Source organism: Streptomyces sp. NPDC088910 (assembly GCF_044749865.1).
Lineage (GTDB): Bacteria > Actinomycetota > Actinomycetes > Streptomycetales > Streptomycetaceae > Actinacidiphila.
Window position 1 is genome coordinate 387904 of record NZ_JBIVIV010000002.1, and the last position, 22439, is coordinate 410342.

Sequence of the window (22439 nt, forward strand, 5' to 3'; positions counted from 1 at the left end):
CCGGCGGACAATAAGGTGGGGCACTGATGAACGCGCCGTATGACGGTGATCGCGACTCTGCGGGCCAGATGCCTCCATCGCCCGAGCAGCGTCCCTCACCCCCTGACCCGTATCTGCAGAACACCTACGCCTACGACCCGTACCAGCAGCAGGACCCCACCGCGCAGGACCCGGTGGGCGAGGCGCTGTACGACCGCGCCGCGCACCCGCCGCCGCCGTACGGGCAGGAGTATCCGCAGCAGCAGCCTTCGGCGTACCCCCAGATGCCGTACGGCGACAACTCCGCGACCCAGTACGTCGGCGTGGACGACCTGGTCGGCGGGTCGCCCCAGGGGCAGCAGGGCGGTCAGGGCCAGCAGGACCCGGGGTACGACGCGTTCGATCACCTCTTCCGCGACCAGCGCGGCGGCGGCGCGCCTGCGCAGCAGCCGCAACAGCCCCAGGCCCCGCAGGCACCCCAGGCCCAGCAGCCGCAGCAGCAGGCCCCGCAGCCGCAGCAGGGGTACGCGCCGCCGCAGGACCCCAGGCAACAGCAGCAGCCGTACCAGCAGCCGGGTCCCGCCCCGTACCAGCAGCCGCAGCACCCCCAGCAGGGGTACGCGTACCCGCAGCAGCAGCCGCAGCAGGGCTACGGCTATCCGCCGCAGCACCAGCAGCAGCCGCCCGGCTACCCGGCGGCGTACGGGCAGGCGCCCGCGCCCGCGGACAACGCCGAGACGGGGTACGCCGAGCCCGCGTACGAGAATCCGGCGTACGGGCAGGCCGCCTACCAGGACCAGCGGTACGCCGACCCGCGGTACGGCTACGCGAATCTGCCGTACCCGAACCAGCAACAGCAGCCCGTGCAGTACGCGTACACGCCCTCGTACATCGGCGAGCCGGTGTCCGCGCTGGACGCCACCGGGCAGATCCCGATCATCCCGGCCGCGCCGCCGATGGCCGCCAGGCCGCCGCGCGCGGCGGAGGCCACCTCCAACACGCGCGCGGGCAACATCCTCAAGTCCAGCGCGCTGATGGCGGCGGGCACCCTGGTGTCCCGCCTCACCGGCTTCGTCCGCACCCTGGTGATCGCCGCCGCGATCGGCGTGGCGACCCTCGGCGACTCGTACGCCGTCGCCAACACGCTGCCGACGATGATCTACATCCTCACCATCGGCGGCGGTCTGAACTCCGTCTTCGTCCCGCAGCTCGTCCGCGCGATGAAGGACGACGACGACGGCGGTACGGCGTACGCGAACCGGCTGCTGACGGTCGTGATGGTGGTGCTCGGCGGCATCGTGGCCGTCACCGTGATCGCGGCCCCGCTGCTGATCCGGCTGATGTCCGCGAAGATCGCCGACAACCCCGACACGTACGACATCGCCATCACCTTCGCCCGCTACTGCCTGCCGACCATCTTCTTCATGGGCGTGCACGTGGTGATGGGCCAGGTGCTCAACGCGCGCGGCAAATTCGGCGCGATGATGTGGACGCCGGTCCTCAACAACATCGTGGTGATCTTCAGCTTCGGCATGTTCATCTGGGTGTACGGCGCCTACAGCACCACCCGGATGGACGCGACGACCATCACTCCCGAGGGCGCGCGGCTGCTCGGCATCGGCACGCTGCTCGGTCTGACCGTGCAGTCGCTGGCGATGCTGCCGTACCTGCGGGACGCGGGCTTCAAGTTCCGGCCGCGCTTCGACTGGCGCGGCCACGGCCTCGGCAAGGCCGCCAAGCTCGCCAAGTGGACGTTCTTCTTCGTGCTGGCGAACCAGGCGGGCCTGATCGTCGTCACCCAGCTCGCCACCTGGGCGGGCGCCAACGCCGACAAGAGCGGCAACCAGGGCACCGGCATCACGGCGTACAACAACGCGCTGCTGATCTGGCAGATGCCCCAGGCGATCATCACCGTCTCGGTGATGGCCGCGGTGCTGCCGCGGATCTCGCGGGCCGCGGCGGACAACGACGTCTCCGCGGTGCGCGACGACATCTCCTACGGTCTGCGCACCTCGGCGGTGGCCATCGTGCCCGCCGCCTTCGCCTTCCTGGCCCTGGGCGTCCCGATGTGCAGCCTGCTCTACGCGAGCACCGGCACCGGTTCCGCGCGCAACATCGGATTCATCCTGATGGCCTTCGGCGCCGGACTGATCCCCTTCTCCGTGCAGTACGTGATCCTCCGCGGGTTCTACGCCTTCGAGGACACGCGCACGCCCTTCTACAACACGGTCATCGTGGCCGCGGTCAACGCGGCGGCGGCGGCCATCTGCTTCGTGGTGCTGCCCGCCCGCTGGGCCGTGGTCGGCATGGCCGCCGCGTACGGCCTCGCGTACGCCGTGGGCGTCGGGGTGGCCGCCAAGCGGCTGCGCTCGCGGCTCGACGGCGACCTGGACGGCAAGCGGGTGGTACGCACCTACGCCCGTCTGACCGGCGCCTGCGTGCCCGCCGCGCTGATCGCGGGGCTGGCCGTCTACGCCGTGCTCGGGGCGCTGGGCAGCGGCGCCGTGGGCTCGCTCGCCGCACTCGTGGTGGGCGGCGGCCTGCTGCTCGGAATCTTCCTCTTCGCGGCCAAGCGGATGAGGATCGAGGAGATGACCGCCATGATCGGCATGGTGCGAGGACGGCTCGGGCGCTGAACGAACCCGTCGCGAAGCGGCGGGCAACCATCACGGTTCGCTGTGTGTCGTGCATAGAGCCGGACTGTGGGCACAATTGTCATCGGCTCGATGTGGGATCGCGCAATGGATGGGGAGGCAGGAACGACGGTGGCGGATCGGAGCACGGCCGCCGTCGGAGTGGCCAATGAGGGTGGCGAGCCCCCGCTCGCCGCCCAGCAGGACGGCGCCACATCCGACGGGACGACGACGGACGACCAGACCAGCAGCAGCACCGACTCCGGCACACGATCCCAGGACGGGCCGGACGGCACGCAGACCACCGCCGAAACCTCGATGTCGGCCGCGGTCGACGGCGACAGCGCGACCAGCGAGACCGTGGTGGTCGACACCGCGGTGGCCGCGACCGCCGAACTGACCGCGCCCGTTCCCGTGACGGCCCCCGCGTCCTCGCCGACGGCGACGACGAAACTGACGACCGCCGTGCTGCCCGCGGTGCCCCCGTCACCGGAGGAGACCCCCACCGCCGCCCGAGCCTCCACCACGACCTCCCCCGCGCCCTCGGGCACCTCCTCGGGCACCTCCTCCGCCAACGCCGCCGCACCGACCGCGGCCAAGGCCCCGGCCAAGAGGGCCGCCAAGCAGACCGTCAAGGACGGCCGGAGCCCCAAGGCGTCCGCTTCGACGAACGGCGCCAAGGCGGCTTCCGCGACCGCGCCCGTCGGGACGGGCACTCCCGCCAAGGGCACCCCGGCGAAGGGCACCCCGGCGAAGGGGACACCGGCCAAGGGCACGTCGGCCAAGGGGACACCCGCCAAGGGCACCTCCTCGATGGGCACGTCGGCGAAGGGCACCCCGGCCAAGGGGACGCCCGCCAAGGGCACGCCGGTCGCCTCTGTGAAGGCCCCGTCCGCACCGTCCCCCGCGCCCTCGACGTCCGGCTCCGGGGGCACCGCCACGCTCGCCCCCGACGAGAAGACCGGAAACGGGGACCGCCCGGCGACCGAGGCTGCCCCAGGAAGCCCCACAGCCGCCTCCACAGCGCCCGCCGACGGCCGGCGGCCCGCCGGCCCCGCCAAGGGCGGCGGCAGCGCCACCACGGCGCCCAGGCCCGTCCGCAGCGCGCAGCCCGAGCTGCACAGCGGTCACAAGCTCGCCCGGCGCTACCAGCTCGCCGAGTGCGTCACCCGGATCGACGGCTTCAGCAGTTGGCGCGCGGTCGACGAGAAGCTGCGCAGGGCGGTCGGCATCCACATCCTGCCCGCCGACCACCGGCGGGCCCGCCAGGTGCTGGCCGCCGCCCGGTCCGCCGCGCTCCTCGGCGACCCGCGCTTCGTCCAGGTCCTCGACGCCGTCGAGGAGAACGACCTGGTGTACGTCATCCACGAGTGGCTGCCCGACGCCTCCTCGCTGGCCGACCTGCTCGCCGCGGGCGCGATGGAGCCGCACGAGGCGTACCAGATGGTCAGCCAGGTCTCCCAGGGCATGGCCGCCGCCCACCGCGAGGGCCTGGCACACCTGCGTCTCGACCCCGGCGCCGTGCTGCGTACGGTCTCCGGGCAGTACCGCATCCGCGGCCTCGCGGTCGCCGCCGCACTGCGCGGGCTCAACTCCGAGCGTCCGCAGCGGCAGGACACCGAGGCGATCGGCGCGCTGCTCTACGCCTCGCTCACGCAGCGCTGGCCGTACGAGGAGGACGCGCACGGTCTGGCGGGGCTGCCCAAGGGCGTCGGCCTGGTCGCACCGGACCAGGTCCGCGCGGGCGTCCACCGCGGGCTGTCCGAGCTGGCCATGCGCGCGCTCGTCAACGACGGCGCGACCGCCTCCCGGCAGGACCCGCCCTGCACCACTCCCGAGGAGCTGGCCAAGGCCGTCGCGGGCATCCCGCGCATCCGGCCGCCGGAGCAGGCACCGCCGGTCTACCCGGTCGCCGCCTTCCGCCAGCCGCCCGCGCCACCGGGTACGCCGCAGCCGCCCGCGGTCGCGGCCCCCGCTCCGCCGCCCGCCCTGCCCGGCCGTACCGGCCGGGCACTGAAATGGGCGGTCTCGGCACTGGTGATCGTGGCGATCGGCCTGGGGAGCTGGCAGCTCGCGGACACCCTCAAGTCGCGTGAGGACCGGCCGACCAGTCACCCGACGACCGGCCAGAAGGCGAGCCAGGACCCGACGCGCAAGGCCCCGGTCCCGATCAAGATCGCCGGGCTGAAGGACTTCGACCCGCTCGGCGACGGCAGCGAGAATCCGAAGGATCTCCCCAAGGCGTTCGACGGCGACCCCTCCACGTACTGGGAGACGAACTACTACCTGGGCGCCGATCTGGGCAATCTCAAGCCGGGTGTCGGCGTCATCGTCGACCTGGGCAGCGCCAAGCACGTGAGCACGGTGAAGGTCGACTTCGTGGGCGACGTCACCGCGCAGCTCCTGGCCGCGCCCAAGGGCACCTCCGCGATGCCGACCACCTTCGACGCCTTCACCAAGGTGGCCCAGGGCTCGGGCAGTTCGGTGACGTTCAAGCCGAGCGCCGATCTCACCTCGCGCTACGTGCTGGTGTGGATGACGCGTCTGGCGCCTGCCGAGACCGGTCACTTCCGTGGCAGGATCTCCGAGATCAGCGTGACGGGCTGATCCCGGAGACGGGCTGACCCCGCGGCGACGGCCGCGGGGACACCCACGGCGAGACCCACAGGGGCAGGGGACGGGGGAGAACGGCCTTGGAGGCAAACCCGCTCGGCGATGTCGCCGACGCCGATCTCCTGGCCCGTCATGTCGCGGGCGATCCCGACACCTTCGGCGAGCTGGTGCGCCGCCACCGGGACCGGCTGTGGGCGGTGGCCCTGCGCACCCTGGGGGACCGCGAGGAAGCCGCTGACGCCGTCCAGGACGCGCTGGTGTCCGCCTTCCGGGCCGCCCATACCTTCCGCGGCCAGTCGGCCGTCACCACCTGGCTGCACCGCATCACGGTCAACGCCTGCCTCGACCGGGCCCGTAAGGCCGCCTCCCGCAGGACAGCCCCGGTGGCCGACGAGGAGAACTTCGAGGCGTTGCTCGAACCCCACGAGTCGGCCGAGGTCCCGGCCGAGCGCGGGGAACTCCACCGCGAGCTGATAGCCGCCCTCACCACGCTGCCGCCCGACCAGCGCGCCGCACTGGTCCTGGTCGACATGCAGGGCTACTCGGTCGCCGAAGCCGCCGCGGTGCTCGATGTGCCCACCGGTACGGTCAAGAGCCGGTGCGCCAGAGGCCGGGCGAAACTGCTTCCCCTCGTCACCCATCTGCGCGCGCAGGGCGTGGATAGCGCCGATCGCGGCGGGGGAAGGAACCGGGCGGAGGGGACATCCGTCCCAGAGACGGGACCGGAACAGGGCGGAGGTGAACAGCGGTGACATCGACAGCGGACCACGACGCGCATCCCGAGGTCGCCGAGATCTCCGACCTGGCCGAGGGGCTGCTCCGCCCCGAGCGCGCCACTGAGGTCACCGAGCACATCGCGGGCTGTTCGCTGTGCGCCGACGTCCGGGACTCCCTGGAGGAGATCAGGGGACTGCTCGGCACCCTGCCGGGACCGCAGCGGATGCCCGCCGACATCGCCGGACGGATCGACGCGGCGCTCGCCGCCGAAGCGCTCCTCGACGCCACCACGCCCGATGTTCCACGTGGAACATCTCGGCCGTCACCGAAACCGACACCGACACCGACGCATGTTCCACGTGGAACATCGACCGGTCCCGACGGACATGCCTCCGGGTCCGCCGGTCCCGGCCGCACCGGTCGGCGGTGGCGGCGCGGACTGCTCGTCGCCGCCTCCGCCGTGGTCGTCGTCGGCCTGGGGGTCACGATCTATCACGTCGGCGACGACACCACCTCGCAGAGCGACGCGACCGCCAGCAGCAAGAAGGCGGACACCGCCGCCGACCCGATCGCGGTCCAGGTGAGGGAGCTGCTCGATGAGGCGGCGCCGAACCACGCGGCCGGGGAGTCCGACTCCCCGATGCTCAGCGGTCCCGGCGTCAGCAGCGAGGGCGCCACCATGAGCCCGGACAAGGCGGTGCCCACCGTCCCCCCGTGTGTGCTCAAGGCCACCCAGCGCACCGGCCCGGCGCTGGCCGCCGAGCGCGAGTCCTTCCACGGGACGGACTCCTACCTTGTGGTGCTGCCGCACCCGAGTGACGCCTCGGCGGTCGACGCGTTCGTGGTCAGCGCCGCCTGTACGGCGACCAGTCCCGGCGCGGTCCTCTTCCGGAGCACCTACCCGCGCTGAGCCGTTCGTCCGGGGGGCGTGGCGTACGGCGTGCGCCGCGCCGTCCGGGGAATGCTGGACCCGTAGGATCCGTTAGGGAGGACGAGAGTCCAGCCAGGGCCCCCGCAGTTGTCCGCAGAGACGAGGAAGACACCCGTGAGCGACGTCCGTAACGTGATCATCATCGGCTCGGGGCCCGCGGGGTACACCGCGGCGCTCTACACGGCGCGCGCATCCCTCAACCCGCTGGTCTTCGAGGGGTCGGTCACCGCCGGCGGCGCGTTGATGAACACCACCGAGGTGGAGAACTTCCCCGGCTTCCGCGACGGCATCGTGGGCCCGGACCTCATGGACAACATGCGCGCCCAGGCCGAGCGCTTCGGCGCCGAGCTGGTCCCGGACGACGTGGTCGCGGTCGACCTCGGCGGCGACATCAAGACCGTCACGGACTCGGCGGGCACCGTCCACCGCGCCAAGACCGTCATCGTCACCACCGGCTCGCAGCACCGCAAGCTGAACCTCCCCAACGAGGACCAGCTCTCCGGCCGCGGCGTCTCCTGGTGTGCCACCTGTGACGGCTTCTTCTTCCGCGAGCAGGACATCGCCGTGATCGGCGGCGGCGACACCGCGATGGAGGAGGCGACCTTCCTCTCCCGCTTCGCCAAGTCCGTGAAGATCGTGCACCGCCGGGACAGCCTGCGGGCGTCCAAGGCGATGCAGGACCGCGCCTTCGCCGACCCGAAGATCTCCTTCGTCTGGGACAGCGAGGTCGCCGAGATCCACGGCGACGGCAAGCTCTCCGGTCTGACCCTGCGCAACACGAAGACCGGCGAGACCTCGGAGCTGCCCGTCACCGGGCTGTTCATCGCGATCGGCCACGACCCGCGCAGCGAGCTGTTCAAGGGCGTCCTCGACGTCGACGGCGAGGGCTACCTCACCGTCCAGGCGCCGAGCACCCGGACCAACGTCCCCGGTGTCTTCGCCGCGGGAGACGTCGTGGACCACACCTACCGTCAGGCGATCACCGCGGCCGGCACCGGCTGTTCCGCCGCGCTGGACGCCGAGCGCTACCTGGCCGCCCTCGCCGACGCCGAGAAGGCCGAGACGGCCGACGCGTCGGCCGACAAGGCCGCCGTCTGACCCGCTTCCATCCCTCACCCCCGACACGCACACATCACGACCTGAGGAGACCGCCGTGGCCGGCAACACCAAGCACGTGACCGACGAGACGTTCGCCGAGGAGGTGCTCGCCAGCGACAAGCCCGTGCTGGTGGACTTCTGGGCGGAGTGGTGCGGCCCGTGCCGCCAGATCGCCCCCTCGCTGGAGGCCATCGCGGAGGAGCACGCGGAGAACATCACCATCGTCAAGCTGAACATCGACGAGAACCCGGTCACCGCGGCGAAGTACGGCGTGATGTCCATCCCGACGCTCAACGTCTACAAGGGCGGCGAGGTCGTGAAGACCATCGTCGGCGCCAAGCCGAAGGCCGCCATCGTGCGCGACCTGTCCGACTTCATCGGCTGACGCTCACCGGCTGACGCTTTCACCGGCGGCCGTCTTCACCGGCGGACGCTGTTCCACGTGGAACACGAGAGGGCCGACCCCCGATCCGGGGTCGGCCCTCTCGCATGTCCGGGCCGGGTGCCCGGCACGGCCGTGGGGAGTGACAGCGGCTCACAGGGGCCGGAGGGCAGGCTCCTTCTGGACGGCGCCCAGGAGGCGGTCGATGGCCATCTCGACGTCCTCCTTCCAGGAGATCGTGGAGCGCAGCTCCAGCCGCAGCCGGGGATAGCGCGGGTGGGGGCGGACCGTCTTGAAGCCGACCGCGAGCAGATGGTCCGCGGGCAGGACGCACGAGGGGGCGGTCCACTTGGCGTCGCCGAACGCCTCGATCGCCTTGAAGCCCCGCCGGATGACGTCCTTGGCGACGGTCTGCACCAGGACCCGGCCGAGGCCCTGCCCCTGGAAGCCGGGCAGGATGCGCGCGGTCATGAGCTGGACGGCGTCCGCCGACACCGGGCTGGTCGGGAAGGCCAGGGAGCGCGGCACATACGCGGCGGGCGCGTAGAGCACGAAGCCCGCGGGCACCTCGTCGACGTAGACGACCCGTCCGCAGGAACCCCACTCCAGCAGAACGGCGGAGATCCACGCCTCCTTCTCCAGCTCGGGCTTGCCCGCCTGGACGGCCGCTTCGCCGCTGACCGGGTCCAGTTCCCAGAAGACGCAACTGCGGCAGGGCTTGGGGAGGTCCGGGAGATTGTCGAGTGTCAGTGGTGCCAGCCGACGTCCCATGTGGCCTGAACCCCATCTCTGCCGTGAACCGAACTGCCCACGTACACCCCGGCGCGAACGCCGGGGTGCGCCCGCGTCACTCGCCGTCTTCGTCCTCGGTTTCCTCTTCGAGCCGGTTCTCCAGCACATTGCCCTCGCCCGGGGCCATCGCCCCGAGGATGCGCTCCAGATCCTCTATCGACGCGAATTCCACGACGATCTTTCCGCGCTTCTGCCCCAGGTCGACCTTCACCCGGGTGTCGAAGCGGTCGGAGAGCCGGGAGGCGAGGTGGGTGAGCGCCGGGGAGACCCGACGCCCGGCCCGGGGCGCCGCGCTCTTCCTGGTGGGCTTCGGGTCGCTGTTCATCAGCGTCACGATCTCTTCGATCGCGCGCACCGACAGCCCTTCGGCGACGATCCGGTGGGCCAGCTTGTCCTGCTCCTCGGGGTCGTCCAGCGAGAGCAGCGCCCGCGCGTGGCCGAAGGAGATCACCCCGGCCGCGACCCGGCGCTGCACCGGGGCGGACAGCTTCAGCAGCCGGAGCGTGTTGGAGACCTGCGAGCGGGAGCGCCCGATCCGGTCCGCCAACTGCTCGTGGGTGCAGGAGAAGTCGCGGAGCAACTGGTCGTACGCCGCCGCCTCCTCCAGGGGGTTGAGCTGGGCCCGGTGCAGGTTCTCCAGGAGGGCGTCCAGGAGGAGCTTCTCGTCGTCGGTCGCCCGGACGATCGCCGGAATCCGCTCCAGGCCGGCCTCGCGGCACGCCCGCCAGCGGCGCTCGCCCATGATCAGCTCGAAGCGGTCCTTGCCGATCTCCCGCACGACGACCGGCTGGAGCAGACCGACCTCCTTGATGGAGGTGATCAGTTCGTTGAGGGCGTCCTCGTCGAAGACCTCACGCGGCTGGCGCGGGTTCGGCGTGATGAAGTCCAGGTCCAGCTCCGCGAAGTAGGCACCCGGTACGGGGTTCTTCGCGTCGGAGAGGTCCGGCTCTGTTTCACGTGAAACAGGGATGTCCACCACGGGCGGCGGCGCGGCCTCGGGGACTCTGCGGTCCACCAGTCCGGCCACCTTGGCCGCGGCGACGCCGCGTTCCTGCGTCAGTACCGGTGCGGCGCCCTGGGCGCCGCCCGTCGACTGCGGCGCGGCCGGGATCAGCGCGCCGAGACCACGGCCGAGCCCTCTGCGTCGATCACTCACTGGATCCCCTCCGACATGCTGTGCGGGTTCTGCTCATCGTGCTGGGTGTAGTCACCCTGCGGGTCGTACTCGACGGCGACGGACGCCTCGACTCCGCGCAGGGCCATCTCCCGGGCGGCTTCCAGATACGACAGCGCGCCGCTGGAGCCCGGGTCATAGGTCAGTACGGTCTGGCCGTAGCTGGGCGCCTCGGAGATCCGGACGGACCGCGGGATGCTGGTCCGCAGCACCTCCTTGCCGAAGTGCGTGCGCACCTCCTCCGCGACCTGGGAGGCGAGGCGGGTCCGTCCGTCGTACATGGTCAGCAGGATCGTCGACACATGCAGCTTCGGGTTGAGGTGCGCGCGGACCAGTTCCACGTTCTTCAGGAGCTGGCCCAGCCCTTCCAGCGCGTAGTACTCGCACTGGATCGGGATGACGACCTCGGCCCCGGCCACCAACGCGTTGACGGTCAGCAGGCCGAGCGAGGGCGGGCAGTCGATCAGGACGTAGTCCAGCGGCTGCTCGTACGCCTCGATCGCCCGCTGGAGCCGGCTCTCGCGGGCGACCAGGGAGACCAGTTCGATCTCGGCGCCCGCCAGGTCGATGGTGGCAGGCGCGCAGAACAGGCCCTCCACATCGGGGACCGGCATCACGACGTCGGACAGGGGCTTGCTCTCCACCAGGACGTCGTAGATCGAGGGGACCTCGGCGTGGTGGTCGATGCCCAGCGCCGTGGAGGCGTTGCCCTGCGGGTCCAGGTCGACCACGAGCACCCGGGCGCCGTGCAGCGCCAGGGACGCCGCCAGATTCACCGTGGTCGTGGTCTTGCCGACCCCGCCCTTCTGATTGGCGACCACCATCACCCGGGTCTGGGCCGGCCGGGGAAGTCCTTCCCCGGCGCGTCCCAGTGCCTCGACGGCCAACTGCGCGGCGCGGCCGATCGGGGTGTCATCCATGGGAGGCAATGTTTCACGTGAAACACCGTCTCCGAACCCCGGGGGCACGGCAATCGGGCCCCCGGCAAACTCTGCTGTGCGGGGACCGGGGACCGGATCGGCCATCGGTCCCGCGATGTTGGCGTCGGACCGCAAGGACTCACACTCCTCGACTTCAGGCTCGCTATGAGAAGAGCCTGCCATGCCGGAGGGGTGATGAACCAGCGAGACTTGGCTGCCTGTGGATGAAGCCGTAGATCTATCCACCGACTGGGGCGTCTTGGAGGGCTTGTTGGCGTGTGCCTCGGCCGCGGCTCGGCCGCGGCTGAGGACTCCTGGTAGCAGCGAGCGACGTTTCACGTGGAACACGATGCACAGCGCCGGACCGCTAACTCCGCAGACACTCCGGGTTATGTCTGTTTGGCCGTTTGTATGGCGTAGAGGGAGGGTTCGGCGCGGGACCGTTCGAGGAACGACGGTTCAGCGGCGACGGCGGGGAGCGCCGCCCCGCGGGTTACGGCTCGCGCGCGCGGCCTTCGCCCGCCGGGTCGCGGCGCGTACCCCGCCGGGGCTCTCGCCGACCAGGACGCGTACGACGGTGGAGAGCGGGTCCACGATGCCCTCGCCGACCTGGACCACGGAGGTGTCGACCGCGCCCAGCCGGTCGAGCGCGGCCCTGGCCGCCTTCAGCTCGTCCAGCGCGGTGTCGCCCTTGAGGACCGCCATCTCACCGTGCGGGCGCAGCAGCGGCAGGCCCCAGCCCGCGAGCCGTTCCAGCGGCGCCACGGCGCGCGCGGTCACCACGTCCACCGGGGGCAGCTTGCCCATCATCTCCTCGGCCCGGCCGCGCACCACGGTGACATTGCTCAGCCCCAGCACCTTGACGACCTCTTCGAGGAAGGTGGTCCTGCGCAGCAGCGGCTCCAGCAGCGTGATCCGCAGATCGGGCCGGGTCAGCGCCAGCGGGATACCCGGCAGGCCAGCGCCCGAGCCGACGTCGCACACGGACACGTCCTCGTCGATGACCTCGGAGAGCACCGCGCAGTTCAGCAGGTGCCGCTCCCACAGGCGGGGCACCTCGCGCGGGCCGATCAGGCCGCGGCGCACCCCGGCGTCCGCGAGCAGCTCGGCATAGCGCAGGGCGTCGGCGAACCGGTCACCGAAGACCGTCCTGGCCTGCTCGGGCGGCGCGGGAAGCTCCGCTGCTGCCTCCGTCACGGGGGCTGTCCTTTCCTAGGTCACTCACAAGGTTCGGCCCCGCCTGCGAACAGACGGGGCCGACAGAGCAGTACCACACAGCGTCCGGTCAGACCGGGAGTACGACCACCCGGCGCTGGGGCTCCTCGCCCTCGGACTCGCTGCGCAGGCCCGCGGCGGCCACGGCGTCGTGCACGACCTTGCGCTCGAACGGCGTCATCGGGTCCAGCTTCACCGGCTCACCGCTGGCCTTGGCCTCCGCCGCCGCCTTCGCGCCGAGCTGCGCCAGCTCGGCCCGCTTGCGCGCCCGGAACCCGGCGATGTCCAGCATCAGCCTGCTGCGCTCACCGGTCTCCCGGTGCACCGCGAGCCGGGTCAGCTCCTGGAGGGCTTCCAGCACCTCGCCGTCCCGGCCGACCAGCTTGTTCAGATCACGGGTGCCGGTGTCACCGATGATCGACACCGACGCGCGCTCGCCCTCGACATCCATGTCGATGTCACCGTCGAGGTCCGCGATGTCCAGCAGACCCTCCAGGTAGTCGGCGGCGATATCACCCTCCTGCTCCAGCCGGTTCAGGGTCGCGGCCGAGCCGTTGTCGGGTGCGGTGGTGGTGTTGACGTCGCTCACGCCTGGGCTCCTCTTACTTCTTCTTCGACAGGTTGGTCGGCTTGGACTTGCCACCGGACTGCTTGCCGGGCGAACCGCCCTGCTTGCCCGGAGCGCCGCCCTGCTTCGTACCGCCGCCTGTCCTGCCTGTGCCTGCCGAGCCGCCGCTCGCCTTCGGGGCACCGGCCTTGGGAGCGCCCGCCCGCGGGGCTCCACCGCCCGCCCTGGGAGCGCCGCCGCCACCGGTGCCGCCCGCCGCGCCGCCGCCGGCGCCCGTGCCCGTGGGGGTCGTCTGGCGCTTGGACTTCGGCTGCCGCTTGGGCTGGGTGCGGTTGGCGCGCGCGACCTCCACGGCCTCCTTGGCGGCCACTTCCTCCGGGGGCTCGACGAGCTTGCCCTTGGCGCGCAGCCGCTCCTGGCGCTGCTGGAACGCGAGGCTGCCGGGGGTGGGGTTACGCCGGATCACGAACATCTGCTGGCCCATGGTCCACACGTTGGTGGTCAGCCAGTAGACGAGGACACCGACCGGGAAGTTGATACCCATGACGGCGAAGATGACCGGGAAGACGTACATCAGCATCTTCTGCTGCTGCATGAACGGGGTCTTCACCGTCATGTCGACGTTCTTCGTCATGAGCTGGCGCTGCGTGTAGAACTGCGACGCCGACATCATGAGGATCATGATCACCGTGACGATGCGCACATTGGTCTGCGTGGCGCCCAGCGACTCGACCTTGGCCGCGCTGTCCAGGAACTTCGCCGCCAGCGGGGCACCGAAGATGTGCGCGTTCTTGGCGCTGTCGACCAGGTTGGCGTGGATCACGCCGACCTCGTGGCCCTTGGCGATGTTGCTCAGCACGTGGTACAGCGCGAAGAAGAACGGGGACTGCGCCAGGATCGGCAGGCACGAGGAGAGCGGGTTGGTACCCGTCTCCTTGTACAGCTTCATCATCTCTTCGGACTGGCGCTGCTTGTCGTTCTTGTAGCGCTCCTGGATCGCCTTCATCTTGGGCTGGAGCGCCTGCATGTTCCGGGTCGACTTGATCTGCTTGACGAACAGCGGGATCAGGCAGATCCGGATCAGGACCACCAGCGAGACGATGGACAGACCCCACGCCCAGCCGCTGTCCTTGTCGAAGATCAGGCTGTAGAACGAGTGGAACTGGACGATGATCCACGAGACAGCGTCGTAGAGGGGGTTCAGAATCCCCACGATCAGGCTCCTTGGGCGTGAGAGGGTCCGGTGGGCTCGGGCGTGACGGGCCCGTCGGAGCCGCCCCGCAGTGCGCGGCGCAGCCGATCGTGCCATGGCGGCCGCTTGCGCGGCGGGACATGGTCCACGCCGCCCGGCGACCAGGGATTACAGCGCAGGATGCGCCACGCGGTCAGGGCGGTGCCCTTGATCGCGCCGTGCCGGTCGATGGCCGTGAACCCGTAGTGGGAGCACGAGGGGTAGTACCGGCAGACCGGGCCGAGCAGCGGACTGATCGTCCACTGGTACAGCTTGATCAGTGCCAGCAGCGGGTACTTCATCGAGACACCCTCCCCTCGGCTTCGCCTCGGGTGTCGCGACCCAGCAGCCGCTTGAGGGCGGCGTCCAGGTCGTGGGCCAGCTCCGCATGGTCAGCGCCACCGGCTCCGGGTAGCGCTCGTACGACTACCAGGCTACCGGGGGGCAGCTGCGACAGGCGTTCGCGGACCAGATGACGCAGTCGGCGCTTGACCAGATTGCGCTGCACCGAGCCACCCACCGCCTTGCTCACGACGAAACCCGCACGCACCGGGGGAGTGCTCCCCCCCGGCACATGCGGGTCCGTGATGTCGCTGCGCAGATGGACCACCAGCAGCGGTCGACCCGCTCGGCGTCCTCGGCGAACCGCTTCTCCGAAGTCCTGGCGCCGCCTCAGCCGATTCTCGGTGGGCAGCACGGCATGAGACCTGTGACGATCAGGCGGACAGGCGGGCGCGGCCCTTGCTGCGGCGGGTCGCGAGAATCGCGCGGCCGGCGCGGGTGCGCATACGCAGACGGAAGCCGTGGGTCTTCGCACGACGGCGGTTGTTCGGCTGGAAGGTGCGCTTGCTCACTCGGGGGCTCCAGGGAAAATCGTGTCCGGCGGGGCGTCGCCTGGCTGTCACCGTGCGCCCACGAAGAATCTCGCGGAACAGATCAGGTGCACCGCTTGACGATCATCCGGGGACTTCCGGAAGACCCTCGCCCATCGGTAGGCAGGCGGCAGCAGCCATCGACAACTCGACCTCGATACGGTACGCGCGGCTAGGCCATCCGGTCAAACCCGGCGGTCGCGGGCCCGGCATTTGTACACACCCTGTGGACAACGACTTGAACCGCGCCTACCCCCTGACTACCGTGGCTGAACTCCCAACTCTTCCCGCCTGTCTTCAGGACCACACTTTCGCGGGAGTTGCCCGCACTTGCACCATTAAGCGACGAGAGAGCGTGCCCTGTGGCTGACGTAACCGCCGATCTTGCCGCAGTGTGGCCGCGCGTACTCCAGAAACTGCTGGTGGACAGCGAGGACCTGAAGCCCAAGGACGCGGAGTGGCTCAAGCGCACCCAGCCGCTGGCCCTGGTCGCGGGCACCGCCGTCCTCTCCGCGCCCAACGAATTCGCCAAGAGCGTCCTGGAGGGGCGGCTGCTGCCGCTGATCACCGAGGTGCTGAGCCGTGAGTTCGGTCACCCTGTCGGGATCGCCATCGCCGTCGCGTCCGGCGGCGACCAGGAGCCGGCCCCGGCCGACCACGACCAGGACCCGTACGAGCAGCAGCACGAGCGGCACGACCGCCGCGACGGGCACCGCGCGGACCACAGGGACGAGCTGCGCGACGACCACCGCGACGGCATGCGGGACGGCCCTCGGGACGACCGGCACGGCGGCGACCTCGGGGACGACGGCATGCGGATGCGCCGCGCCTACCCCGAGCAGCAGAGCCAGGGCAGGCACGCGGGCCCCGACGAGTGGCCGCCGCGGCAGAGCGACGACGGCTGGCGGCAGCCGCGTACCGACAGTTGGACCCTGCCCGCGCAGAACAGCGGCGGCTTCCAGGACCGCGAGCCGTACCCGGAGCAGCAGAGCCACCGGTACCGACAGGACACGCACGACGGCTACCCGGTCGTACCGCACCAGGCGTACCCGCAGTCCCCGCAGGGCGGTTACGCGCCGCAGTCCGGCGGCTACCAGCAGCAGGACCGGCAGCAGGGCCAGGGCCGGCCGGACCAGCAGCCGCAGTCCACCGGGCGGCACGCGTCGCCGAATCTGTCGGGCGGCCGGCTCGACGGGCCCTCGGGGCCTTCCGGGCACTCCGACCCCTCGGGCCGCCAGAACCACTCGGGCCATTCGGGCTCCTCCTCCGGCGGCGCCGTCGAGCCGACCGCCCGGCTGAATCCCAAGTACCTCTTCGACACCTTCGTGATCGGCGCGTCCAACCGCTTCGCGCACGCGGCCGCGGTCGCCGTCGCCGAGGCCCCGGCCAAGGCGTACAACCCGCTCTTCATCTACGGGGAGTCGGGGCTCGGCAAGACGCACCTGCTGCACGCGATCGGGCACTACGCGCGGAGCCTGTACCCGGGGACGCGGGTGCGGTACGTCAGCTCCGAGGAGTTCACCAACGAGTTCATCAACTCGATCCGGGACGGCAAGGCGGACGCGTTCCGCAAGCGGTACCGGGACATGGACATCCTGCTCGTCGACGACATCCAGTTCCTGGCGAGCAAGGAGTCGACGCAGGAGGAGTTCTTCCACACGTTCAACACCCTGCACAACGCCAACAAGCAGATCGTGCTCTCCTCCGACCGGCCGCCCAAGCAGCTCGTCACCCTGGAGGACCGGCTCCGCAACCGCTTCGAGTGGGGCCTGATCACCGACGTCCAGCCGCCCGAGCTGGAGACCCGGATCGCGATCCTGCGCAAGAAGGCGGTGCAGGAGCAGCTCAACGCCCCGCCCGAGGTGCTGGAGTTCATCGCGTCCCGGATCTCGCGGAACATCCGCGAGCTGGAGGGCGCGCTCATCCGGGTCACCGCCTTCGCCAGCCTCAACCGGCAGCCGGTCGACCTCCAGCTCACCGAGATCGTGCTGAAGGACCTGATCCCCGGCGGCGAGGACTCGGTGCCCGAGATCAGCGGGACGGCCATCATGGCCGAGACCGCCGCGTACTTCGGGCTGGCCGTGGACGACCTGTCGGGCTCCTCGCGCAGCCGCGTCCTGGTCACCGCCCGGCAGATCGCCATGTACCTGTGCCGCGAGCTGACGGACCTGTCGCTGCCGAAGATCGGCGCGCTCTTCGGCGGCCGCGACCACACCACGGTCATGCACGCCGACCGGAAGATCCGCTCCCTGATGGCCGAGCGGCGCTCCATCTACAACCAGGTGACGGAGCTGACCAACCGCATCAAGAGCTGAGCCGCGCGCGGAGAAGCGCCGCGCACAGCCCCTCCGAGCGCCCCGGGAGACCTCTCCCGGGGCGCTTCGCGTTGTCCGCCGCGCCGCGCCCTGTTCGATTCCCGTACGCCGAGGGGCAGTTCTCCACAGGACTGTGGCAAATGGACCGTCCACACCCTGGGGACACCGGAGTTGTCCAGAAAGTCTCCACAGGCCGGGCGCCGCAACGGAGGTACGCCCAGCTCAGCCGGGTGTGGATATGTGGGCAACCCGAATCCACAGACTGTGGACAGAAAGGACACCTCTTGGGGGTCACTTCGCGTTGTCCACCGCTCGCCCACAGGTTGGGGCTCGTTGTGCACAGCATGGGATCGTTTCTCCACATCTCTGTCCACTGTTCGGCAACGAAACGCGCCTGGTCCCACGGAAGAGTGAAAGGCGTCACACCAAGGTGGTGGGTTGGCCTGGGGAGAACCTGGGTATTTCTGGGGACAGCGCTGGGGAGAACCCGGGGTCACCTGTGAATCGGGTGTGCACAACTTCCGGCCGTCCACAGGACCCCCTGGTTGTCCCCATGCCCCGCCCACAGGCCCGGTGGATAAAAAACAGGGTCTGACCTGCACCGGAACCACTTATCCACGGTATCCACAACCCCTATTACTACGACTACGTAGAGATAGATGGGAACCTGCTTCGAAGCGGGGGGTGTGCACAACTCGGCCCGGACCCGCCCTGCGGCTCGTGTCGCGGCTTGACGCCAACCCGCACCGACTGTCGGTGCTGTGCGTCAGACTGTTCCCCGACAGCCAGCAACAAGCAGGAGGCGGTTCCGGTGAAGATCCGGGTGGAGCGCGACGTACTCGCCGAGGCAGTGGCTTGGGCAGCCCGTAGCCTCCCGGCCCGTCCCCCGGTGCCCGTCCTCGCCGGGCTCCTGCTGAAGGCGGAGGAGGGCAAGCTCAGCCTCTCCGGCTTCGACTACGAGGTCTCGGCACGGGTGTCGGTGGAGGCCGAGGTCGAGGAGGAGGGCACGGTCCTGGTCTCGGGGCGGCTGCTCGCCGACATCTCGCGGGCCCTGCCCAACCGCCCGGTGGAGATCTCCACCGACGGAATCCGCGTGACCGTGGTCTGCGGCAGCTCGCGGTTCACACTCCACACCCTGCCTGTGGAGGAGTACCCGGCGCTGCCCGCGATGCCCGACGCCTCGGGGACGGTGCCCGGCGAGATCTTCGCCGCCGCCGCCTCCCAGGTCGCCATCGCCGCGGGCCGCGACGACACGCTCCCGGTGCTCACCGGTGTGCGGATCGAGATCGAGGGCGACACCGTCACGCTCGCCGCCACCGACCGCTACCGCTTCGCGGTCCGCGAGTTCCTGTGGAAGCCCGAGCAGGCCGACATCTCCGCCGTCGCCCTGGTGCCCGCCAAGACGCTGCTGGACACCGCCAAGTCGCTCACCAGCGGAGACACCGTCTCCATCGCGCTCGCCGGATCCGGCGCCGGTGAGGGCCTGATCGGCTTCGAGGGCGCCGGTCGCCGTACGACGACCCGGCTGCTCGAAGGCGACCTGCCGAAGTACCGCACGCTCTTCCCGACCGAGTTCGCCTCGGTCGCGGTGATCGAGACCGCGCCGTTCGTCGAGGCCGTCAAGCGCGTGGCCCTGGTCGCCGAGCGGAACACCCCGGTGCGGCTCAGCTTCGAGCAGGGCGTGCTCACCCTGGAGGCCGGTTCCAGCGACGACGCACAGGCTGTGGAGCGCGTCGACGCCAAGCTGGAGGGCGACGACATCTCGATCGCCTTCAACCCGACCTTCCTGCTCGACGGCCTCAGCGCGATCGACTCCGCCGTCGCCCAGCTCTCCTTCACGACCTCGACCAAGCCCGCGCTGCTCAGCGGCCGTCCCGCGCTCGACGCCGAGGCGGACGACGCGTACAAGTACCTGATCATGCCGGTCCGGCTGTCCGGCTGACGGCTGACGGCTGTCGGCGGCCGGCTGACGGCCGCCGGGGCCGCCCCCGCCCGCCGGACACACCGTCCGGCTGAGCCGGTCACAGCGGGCCGTCGTAGGCTCGGCTCAGGTCAGACACGCTTCGAACGAAGGATCTGCGATGGAGCTCGGTCTCATCGGTCTCGGCAAGATGGGCGGCAACATGCGCGAGCGCATCCGCCGCGGCGGGCACACCGTCATCGGGTACGACCGGAACCCGGATCTCGCCGACGTCCACAGCCTCCAGGAGCTTGTGGACTCCCTCAAGGGACCGCGCGTGGTGTGGGTCATGGTCCCCGCGGGCGCGGCCACCCAGTCGACCATCGACGAGCTGGGCGAACTGCTCTCCCCCGGCGACCTCGTCGTGGACGGCGGCAACTCCCGCTGGACGGACGACGAGCGGCACGCCGACGAGCTGGCGGCCAAGGGCATCGGCTTCGTCGACTGCGGCGTCTCCGGCGGTGTCTGGGGCCTGGCCAACGGCTACGCGCTGATGTACGGCGGCAAGGACGAGGACGTCGCCAAGGCGCAGCCCATCTTCGACGCGCTCAAGCCCGAGGGCGACGCCGGCGCCGTGCACGCGGGCAAGGTCGGCGCGGGCCACTTCGCCAAGATGGTCCACAACGGCATCGAGTACGCGATGATGCAGGCCTACGCCGAAGGCTGGGAGCTGCTGGAGGCGGTGGACTCGGTCACCGACGTCCGCGAGGTCTTCCGCTCCTGGAAGTCCGGTACGGTCATCCGCTCCTGGCTGCTCGACCTGGCCGTGGACGCGCTCGACAAGGACGAGCACCTGGGCGCCCTGCGCGGCCACGCGGACGACTCCGGCGAGGGCCGGTGGACGGTCGAGGCCGCCATCGACAACGCCGTGCCGCTGCCCGCCATCACCGCGTCGCTGTTCGCCCGGTTCTCGTCCCGCCAGGACGACTCGCCGCAGATGAAGATGATCGCCGCGCTCCGCAACGAATTCGGCGGGCACGCGGTCACCGCCGCCGAGTAGTACGAAAGCCAGACAGCAGGGAGGTCGGCGCGGTCCCGCGCCACAGCACGCGATGCACGTAGCGCACCTTTCGCTCGCCGACTTCCGTTCCTACGCCCGGGCCGAGGTCCCCCTCGACCCGGGCGTCACCGCTTTCGTGGGGCCCAACGGGCAGGGCAAGACCAATCTGGTCGAGGCCGTCGGCTATCTGGCGGCGCTGTCCAGCCACCGGGTCTCCACCGACGCGCCGCTGGTCCGGATGGGCGCCGAGCGCGCGGTCGTCCGGGCCCAGGTCGTGCAGGGCGACCGGCAGCAGCTCGTGGAGCTGGAGATCAATCCGGGGCGGGCCAACCGCGCCCGGATCAACCGCTCGGCGCCCGGCCGCCCGCGCGACCTGCTGGGCATCGTCCGCAGCGTGCTCTTCGCGCCGGAGGACCTGGCGCTGGTCAAGGGCGACCCGACCGAGCGCCGCCGCTTCCTCGACGAGCTGATCACCGCCCGCACCCCGCGCCTGGCCGGGGTCCGCAGCGACTACGACCGGGTGCTCAAGCAGCGCAACACCCTGCTGAAGTCCGCCGCGATGGCCCGCAGGCACGGCGGCAAGGGCGGCGATCTGTCCACCCTCGACGTGTGGGACCAGCATCTGGCGCGGGTCGGCGCGGAACTGCTCGCGCAGCGCCTGGACCTGGTGGCCGCGCTCCAGCCGCTGGCCGACAAGGCGTACGAACAGCTCGCCCCCGGCGGCGGCCCGGTCGGCTTCGAGTACCGGGGCTCGATGGGCGAGAGGATGGCCGGGGCCGAGGGCCGCGAGGACCTGTACGGGCGGCTGCTGGAGGCGCTGGGCGAGGCGCGCAGGCAGGAGATCGAGCGCGGGGTGACGCTGGTCGGGCCGCACCGCGACGACCTGCTGCTCAAGCTCGGCCCGATGCCCGCCAAGGGCTACGCCAGCCACGGCGAGTCCTGGTCGTACGCGCTCGCGCTGCGCCTGGCGTCGTACGAACTGCTGTGCTCCGACGGCGGCGAGCCGGTGCTGGTGCTGGACGACGTCTTCGCCGAGCTGGACACCAAGCGGCGCGAGCGGCTGGCGGAGCTGGTCGCGCCCGGCGAGCAGGTGCTGGTGACGGCGGCGGTGGACGACGATGTGCCGGGTGTCCTGGTGGGGGCCCGGTTCGCGGTGGAGCAGGGGACGGTGGAGCGGGTATGAGCGAGCGCGGCGCGAAGCGGGCCAGGGGCGCGGGCGGCACGGCACTCCCGGCGGACGGCGCGGCACTCCCGGGGGACGGCGCGGCCGACACCGCTCCGGCAGCGCCCGCGGGTACACCGTCCGGCACGCTCCCCGAGCAGACCGGCGTCGACCTCGCGCGGGTCGCGCTGCGCGCCGCGAAGGAGCAGGCCAGGGCCCGTGGCGCGGCCGCCGTGCAGAAGAAGCAGGCCAGGCGCGGCGGGCTGCGCAGCGGCGCGCGCGCCGACGGCCGCGACCCGCTGCCGCTGGGCGCCGCGATCAACCGGCTGATCACCGAGCGCGGCTGGGAGGCCCCGGCCGCGGTGGGCGGGGTGATGGGCCGCTGGCCGCAGCTCGTCGGCCCCGAGGTGGCGCTGCACTGCGCGCCCGCGCGGTACGACGAGGAGGACTCGGTCCTGACCGTCCAGTGCGACTCGACCGCCTGGGCGACCCAGCTCCGGCTGCTGGCGCCGACCCTGGTGGCCCGGCTCAACGCGGATCTCGGCCACGGCACGGTGAAGCTGATCAAGGTGCTCGGCCCCGCGGGCCCGGCCCGCTCGTACGGACGGCTGCGCGCCCCCGGCAGCGTCGGCCCCGGCGACACGTACGGCTGAGAACGCGCCGGTGCGCGTACGGCGGGGAGCGCGTTCGTACGGCGCCCGTAGCGACTTCGCGCCGACCCTGCTCAGCGTAGCCGGGGGTTGACAGCCGGAAGCCCTGGACGCCCGTGTGAGCGGTTTTGGCACCAGGGCCGCGTGTAGGGAGTCGGGCGGCGGCGGTTCGGGACGGCACATGGGAACTCAGGTACCGCCAAAGCCCCATTCATGTCGGCGCTACC

General features: G+C 71.0%; 20 protein-coding genes. 11 read left to right on the top strand and 9 right to left on the bottom strand.

Annotated features, from left to right (window positions below; genetic code table 11):
* Nucleotides 1-68 precede the first annotated feature (68 nt).
* The 6 genes from murJ to trxA all read left to right on the top strand — a co-directional run bounded on the left by murJ (nt 69) and on the right by trxA (nt 8356).
* On the top strand, nt 69-2615 hold the full coding sequence (gene murJ / locus ACIP4Z_RS06250; RefSeq protein WP_401305457.1) for a murein biosynthesis integral membrane protein MurJ: 2547 nt from the start codon (nt 69-71) through the stop codon (nt 2613-2615).
* A gap of 810 nt (nt 2616-3425) precedes the next feature.
* A complete protein-coding gene (locus ACIP4Z_RS06255) occupies nt 3426-5219 on the top strand; it encodes a protein kinase family protein (protein ID WP_401306013.1) in 1794 nt (597 codons plus the stop codon).
* An 86-nt stretch (nt 5220-5305) separates the two neighbouring features.
* Complete coding sequence (gene sigM, locus ACIP4Z_RS06260; protein WP_355336660.1) at nt 5306-5977, top strand: RNA polymerase sigma factor SigM; 672 nt, start codon at nt 5306-5308, stop codon at nt 5975-5977.
* The gene (locus ACIP4Z_RS06265) at nt 5974-6852 is read left to right on the top strand and encodes a hypothetical protein (protein ID WP_355336661.1); all 879 of its coding nucleotides are present in this window, start codon (nt 5974-5976) and stop codon (nt 6850-6852) included. Before sigM ends, ACIP4Z_RS06265 begins: the two co-directional genes overlap by 4 nt.
* 135 nt (nt 6853-6987) lie before the next feature.
* Entirely contained in the window at nt 6988-7971 is a 984-nt protein-coding gene (trxB, locus tag ACIP4Z_RS06270; protein ID WP_355336662.1) for a thioredoxin-disulfide reductase, read from the top strand.
* A gap of 55 nt (nt 7972-8026) precedes the next feature.
* On the top strand, nt 8027-8356 hold the full coding sequence (trxA, locus tag ACIP4Z_RS06275; protein ID WP_355336663.1) for a thioredoxin: 330 nt from the start codon (nt 8027-8029) through the stop codon (nt 8354-8356).
* A 150-nt stretch (nt 8357-8506) separates the two neighbouring features.
* Here the strand turns inward: trxA and ACIP4Z_RS06280 are convergent, their stop codons facing one another.
* The 9 genes from ACIP4Z_RS06280 to rpmH all read right to left on the bottom strand — a co-directional run bounded on the left by ACIP4Z_RS06280 (nt 8507) and on the right by rpmH (nt 15107).
* Nucleotides 8507-9124 carry a GNAT family N-acetyltransferase gene (locus ACIP4Z_RS06280; protein ID WP_355336664.1) on the bottom strand — a complete coding sequence of 206 codons (618 nt, stop codon included), beginning with the start codon at nt 9122-9124 and terminating at the stop codon, nt 8507-8509.
* A gap of 76 nt (nt 9125-9200) precedes the next feature.
* Nucleotides 9201-10301 (bottom strand): ParB/RepB/Spo0J family partition protein, encoded by a 1101-nt coding sequence (locus ACIP4Z_RS06285; protein WP_355336665.1) that lies wholly within the window; start codon nt 10299-10301, stop codon nt 9201-9203.
* Nucleotides 10298-11422 carry a ParA family protein gene (locus ACIP4Z_RS06290; RefSeq protein WP_355336666.1) on the bottom strand — a complete coding sequence of 375 codons (1125 nt, stop codon included), beginning with the start codon at nt 11420-11422 and terminating at the stop codon, nt 10298-10300. Before ACIP4Z_RS06290 ends, ACIP4Z_RS06285 begins: the two co-directional genes overlap by 4 nt.
* 276 nt (nt 11423-11698) lie before the next feature.
* Complete coding sequence (gene rsmG / locus ACIP4Z_RS06295; protein WP_355336667.1) at nt 11699-12436, bottom strand: 16S rRNA (guanine(527)-N(7))-methyltransferase RsmG; 738 nt, start codon at nt 12434-12436, stop codon at nt 11699-11701.
* A gap of 88 nt (nt 12437-12524) precedes the next feature.
* Nucleotides 12525-13043, bottom strand: a complete 519-nt coding sequence (locus tag ACIP4Z_RS06300; RefSeq protein ID WP_355336668.1) for a R3H domain-containing nucleic acid-binding protein — start codon at nt 13041-13043, stop codon at nt 12525-12527.
* Nucleotides 13044-13056: 13 nt separating this feature from the next.
* Complete coding sequence (gene yidC / locus ACIP4Z_RS06305) at nt 13057-14238, bottom strand: membrane protein insertase YidC (RefSeq protein ID WP_355336772.1); 1182 nt, start codon at nt 14236-14238, stop codon at nt 13057-13059.
* On the bottom strand, nt 14238-14555 hold the full coding sequence (gene yidD / locus ACIP4Z_RS06310) for a membrane protein insertion efficiency factor YidD (protein ID WP_188282916.1): 318 nt from the start codon (nt 14553-14555) through the stop codon (nt 14238-14240). Before yidD ends, yidC begins: the two co-directional genes overlap by 1 nt.
* Entirely contained in the window at nt 14552-14950 is a 399-nt protein-coding gene (rnpA, locus tag ACIP4Z_RS06315; protein ID WP_355336669.1) for a ribonuclease P protein component, read from the bottom strand. Before rnpA ends, yidD begins: the two co-directional genes overlap by 4 nt.
* Nucleotides 14951-14969: 19 nt before the next feature.
* Nucleotides 14970-15107, bottom strand: a complete 138-nt coding sequence (rpmH, locus tag ACIP4Z_RS06320) for a 50S ribosomal protein L34 (protein ID WP_003975051.1) — start codon at nt 15105-15107, stop codon at nt 14970-14972.
* 380 nt (nt 15108-15487) lie between these two features.
* Here rpmH and dnaA point away from each other — a divergent pair, with 380 nt between their 5' ends.
* From dnaA to ACIP4Z_RS06345, 5 genes are all read left to right on the top strand, one after another.
* Nucleotides 15488-17440 carry a chromosomal replication initiator protein DnaA gene (gene dnaA, locus ACIP4Z_RS06325; protein WP_401305463.1) on the top strand — a complete coding sequence of 651 codons (1953 nt, stop codon included), beginning with the start codon at nt 15488-15490 and terminating at the stop codon, nt 17438-17440.
* 811 nt (nt 17441-18251) lie between these two features.
* Nucleotides 18252-19382, top strand: coding sequence for a DNA polymerase III subunit beta (gene dnaN, locus ACIP4Z_RS06330; protein WP_355336671.1), 1131 nt, complete (start codon nt 18252-18254; stop codon nt 19380-19382).
* Nucleotides 19383-19452: 70 nt separating this feature from the next.
* A complete protein-coding gene (gene gnd / locus ACIP4Z_RS06335; protein ID WP_355336773.1) occupies nt 19453-20400 on the top strand; it encodes a phosphogluconate dehydrogenase (NAD(+)-dependent, decarboxylating) in 948 nt (315 codons plus the stop codon).
* A gap of 52 nt (nt 20401-20452) precedes the next feature.
* The gene (recF, locus tag ACIP4Z_RS06340; RefSeq protein WP_355336672.1) at nt 20453-21583 is read left to right on the top strand and encodes a DNA replication/repair protein RecF; all 1131 of its coding nucleotides are present in this window, start codon (nt 20453-20455) and stop codon (nt 21581-21583) included.
* Complete coding sequence (locus ACIP4Z_RS06345) at nt 21580-22215, top strand: DUF721 domain-containing protein (RefSeq protein ID WP_401305466.1); 636 nt, start codon at nt 21580-21582, stop codon at nt 22213-22215. Before recF ends, ACIP4Z_RS06345 begins: the two co-directional genes overlap by 4 nt.
* Nucleotides 22216-22439: the final 224 nt, after the last annotated feature.

Bases quoted from the DNA above. Each gene is read 5' to 3' on its own strand.
- murJ (WP_401305457.1), top strand. From the start codon at position 69: ATGCCTCCATCGCCCGAGCAGCGTCCCTCACCCCCTGACCCGTATCTG.
- ACIP4Z_RS06255 (WP_401306013.1), top strand. From the start codon at position 3,426: ATGGGCACGTCGGCGAAGGGCACCCCGGCCAAGGGGACGCCCGCCAAG.
- ACIP4Z_RS06280 (WP_355336664.1), bottom strand. From the start codon at position 9,124: ATGGGACGTCGGCTGGCACCACTGACACTCGACAATCTCCCGGACCTC.
- ACIP4Z_RS06290 (WP_355336666.1), bottom strand. From the start codon at position 11,422: ATGGCAGGCTCTTCTCATAGCGAGCCTGAAGTCGAGGAGTGTGAGTCC.
- yidD (WP_188282916.1), bottom strand. From the start codon at position 14,555: ATGAAGTACCCGCTGCTGGCACTGATCAAGCTGTACCAGTGGACGATC.
- recF (WP_355336672.1), top strand. From the start codon at position 20,453: ATGCACGTAGCGCACCTTTCGCTCGCCGACTTCCGTTCCTACGCCCGG.
- ACIP4Z_RS06345 (WP_401305466.1), top strand. From the start codon at position 21,580: ATGAGCGAGCGCGGCGCGAAGCGGGCCAGGGGCGCGGGCGGCACGGCA.